Raw genomic sequence first — 3,150 nt, 5'->3', positions numbered from 1 at the left:
GGCCGGCTCGCGGGCGCCGCACGCCCGGCCGGCACTCCCCCGCGCCCGCTGCCGGTCACACTCGCACCGCGCGAGGTGGACGTACTGGGCTGTGTCGCGGCGGGCTCGACCAACGCGACGACGGCGGAACTGCTCGGACTCCGCCCCGAGACAGTCAAGGGCTATCTCCGCTCCGCGATGCGCAAGCTCGGTACGCATACGCGCCTGGAGGCGGTGGTGGCGGCGAGGCGCGCCGGTCTGCTGCCATAGGCAGGCCCCGCAGAAAGGGCCCTCTTGGGGGACCTGTTGGACCTGCTGGACCTTTTGAATCTGTAGGACCTGTAGGACCTGTAGGACGTACTGGAGGTATGCGCATGGTGTCCACGGACCGGTTCCTGGCCTTCGCCGTGATGTCCCTGCTGGTGATCGTGATCCCGGGACCGAGCGTGCTGTTCGTGATCGGCCGGGCGCTGGCCCACGGTCGGCGGACGGCGCTCGCCACCGTGCTGGGCAATGTGGCGGGCTCGTACGCCCTGGTGGTGGCGGTCGCACTGGGGATCGGCGCCCTGGTGGAACGGTCGGTGGCCGTCTTCCTGACGGTGAAGCTGGCGGGCGCGGCCTATCTGGTCTTCCTGGGTGTACAGGCCTTCCGGCACCGCAAGGAGATGCGTGTCGCGGCCATGTCCGCGCCGACGGGCCCGGCGCGCGGTGATCTCCGTACGGTCGGGGACGGTTTTGTCGTAGGGATCACCAACCCGAAGGGCGTGGTGTTCTTCGCGGCCGTGCTTCCTCAGTTCGTGGACCACTCGGCGGGCCATCTGCCCGCGCAGATGCTGCTGCTCGGACTGGTGCCGATCGCGATCGGCCTGGTCACGGACACGCTGTGGGGACTGGGCGCGTCCGCGGCACGGAACTGGTTCGCGCGCTCGGACCGCCGGCTGTCGCTGGTGGGCGGCGCGGGCGGCTTCGCGATGATCGGTCTGGGTGTGACGGTCGCAGCGACGGGCCGCGCCGACTGAGCGGCGCCGCGCTGCCCGTGCCAACCGCGCCGCCCGCGCCACCCGCGCCTCCCGCGCCAGAAGCGCGTCAAAATACGGGCCTTCCCGATCAGCACTCCGTCATGGGCCCGGCGGTCCTCCGTCCGCCGGGCATAGCTTCCTGGTGTCAGTCAGTGAACGACTCCCCTGGGAGGACACCATGGAGCGCCTCATCACCGAGGAAGCGGACCCCGACGCGGACCCCGACGCGGATTCCGGTCCGGATTCCGGCCCCGACCTCGACCCCGAGGATTCCGGCGCGGACGCCGGTCCCGGCGCGGACGAGTGCCGTGCGGCACGGTCGCCGCTGTACGTGCCCGTACGGCTCGGCTCTTACGGCGGGCAGCAGTTGCGCTTCGCCCGTACTCCGCTCGGCGCGCGGACCGCGATCGGTTTCACCAGCGCCCGGAAGCTGACCGCCGTCCTCGGCGAGCAGCAGGCCTGGATCAGACTCGCGGAGCCCGTGCTGCGCGCGCTGGCCGCACCGCTCGGCGCCACGATCGTCACGGTGGATCCCCAGCTCACCGCGCCCGCCACGGCCACAGTCCCGGCCCCGGCGCCCGCTCCGTCGCCCGCTCCGAGGACGGCCCCGGCAAGCACCTGTGCCCGCCGTGCCCATGCCCTGGAGCTGCCGGAGGCGATGACCGTATGACCACGGAACCGTCCCTGCCGCCCCTACCGTCCCTGCTGATCAGCGAGCTCGACACGCCGACGGTCTGGCCCGCGTCCGCCGTCCTCGCGCCCGGTGGCGATATCGCCGTGGCCGGCGTCGGCCTCGCCGAACTGGCCGACCGCTACGGCACGCCGGTGTACGTCCTGGACGAGGACGAGGTACGGGCCCGCGCGCGGGCATGGCGGCGGGCGCTGCCCGGCGCCGAAGTCGTCTACGCCGCCAAGGCGTTCCTCTGCCGGGCGGTCGTCGACTGGATCGAGCAGGAGGGCCTCGGGCTCGACGTCTGCTCCGCGGGCGAACTGCGACTGGCCGTCGGCCGCGGCTTCCCGCCCGAGCGGATCGTGCTGCACGGCAACGCCAAGTCCCCGCAGGATCTGAGCACCGCGCTGCGTCTCGGCGTCGGCCGGATCGTCATCGACTCGGCCTGCGAGACGGCCAGGATCGCCGCGCAGATGCCGGGACCGGAGCCGCAGCGGGTGATGGTCCGCGTACTGCCCGGTATCGAGGCGGGCGCGCACCCCAAGATCCGTACGGGAACGGAGGGCCAGAAGTTCGGCCTCTCGATCGCGGACGGCTCGGCGGCGGACACCGTCGACCGGATCCTCGGCCAGCCCAGGCTCGAACTCGTCGGTCTGCACTGCCATCTCGGCTCGCAGATCGCCGAGGCCGAACCGTACGCGGAGGCCGTACGCCGTCTCGTGGCGTTCCTGGCGGCGATCAGGGACCGCCACGGCGTGATCCTGCCCGAGCTGAACCTCGGCGGCGGCTTCGCGGTGGCGTATCTGCCGGGAGATCCGGCGCCTGCGCCCTCGGTCTACGGTGAGCTGATCACCCGGACCTTGGCGAGCGCCTGCGCCGAACACGGTCTCCCTGTACCCGCGCTGACCGTGGAACCGGGCCGCTCGGTCATGGCACCGGCCGGGATCGCGCTCTACCGGGTGCTGTCGGTCAAGCGCGGCGCCGGCGGTGTGTTCGTGGCCGTCGACGGCGGGATGAGCGACAACCCGCGGCCCGCGCTGTACGGCGCGCGCTATACGGTCCGCCGGGTGGGACGTACCTCCACGGCTCCGATGCGGACGGCGACGGTCGTCGGCCGGCACTGCGAGGCGGGCGATGTGCTCGCCGGTCCTGTGGAGCTGCCGGAGGACATCAGGCCCGGTGACGTACTGGCGGTTCCGGCGGCCGGCGCGTACCAGGTGTCGATGGCGTCGGGCTACAACATGACGGGCCGCCCTCCGGTGGTGGCGGTCTCCAAGGGCGGATCACGGCTCCTGGTACGCCGGGAGAGCTTCGAGGACCTGGGCGCCCGGGACGTCGGCCTCTGAGCGGAGCCCGGGCCTCGCGGATTTCGGGACCGTCGATCAGTCCGTGCGCGAGTCCCCGGACAAGGACGCCAGGGCCAGGGTCTTTCGTTTGGATCAGGCTGGGTGAGGGAGCGCCCGCCGCGGCAGCGGCTGATGT

At 72.2% G+C, this 3,150-nt stretch carries 4 protein-coding genes; all 4 read left to right on the top strand.

From position 1 onward, the window contains the following. Window positions 1–249 (top strand): response regulator transcription factor (locus tag GA0115259_RS38490; RefSeq protein ID WP_141716907.1); only part of this gene is annotated, 249 nt, incomplete at its 5' end. 104 nt (window positions 250–353) lie between these two features. After that, a complete protein-coding gene (locus GA0115259_RS38485) occupies window positions 354–998 on the top strand; it encodes a LysE family translocator (RefSeq protein ID WP_093605270.1) in 645 nt (214 codons plus the stop codon). Between the two features lie 178 nt (window positions 999–1,176). After that, window positions 1,177–1,668 carry an SAV_915 family protein gene (locus tag GA0115259_RS38480; protein ID WP_370749426.1) on the top strand — a complete coding sequence of 164 codons (492 nt, stop codon included), beginning with the start codon at window positions 1,177–1,179 and terminating at the stop codon, window positions 1,666–1,668. After that, window positions 1,665–3,014 (top strand): diaminopimelate decarboxylase, encoded by a 1,350-nt coding sequence (gene lysA / locus GA0115259_RS38475; protein ID WP_093605268.1) that lies wholly within the window; start codon window positions 1,665–1,667, stop codon window positions 3,012–3,014. Before GA0115259_RS38480 ends, lysA begins: the two co-directional genes overlap by 4 nt. The last annotated feature ends 136 nt before the right edge of the window (window positions 3,015–3,150 follow it).

Origin of the sequence: Streptomyces sp. MnatMP-M17 (assembly GCF_900091995.1) — a bacterium.
Classification (GTDB): Bacteria; Actinomycetota; Actinomycetes; order Streptomycetales; family Streptomycetaceae; genus Streptomyces.
The sequence above is the reverse complement of the archived record's forward strand: the minus strand, read 5'-3'. Positions and strand labels throughout refer to the sequence as shown.

Bases quoted from the DNA above. Each gene is read 5' to 3' on its own strand.
- GA0115259_RS38485 (WP_093605270.1), top strand. From the start codon at position 354: ATGGTGTCCACGGACCGGTTCCTGGCCTTCGCCGTGATGTCCCTGCTG.
- lysA (WP_093605268.1), top strand. From the start codon at position 1,665: ATGACCACGGAACCGTCCCTGCCGCCCCTACCGTCCCTGCTGATCAGC.
- GA0115259_RS38480 (WP_370749426.1), top strand. From the start codon at position 1,177: ATGGAGCGCCTCATCACCGAGGAAGCGGACCCCGACGCGGACCCCGAC.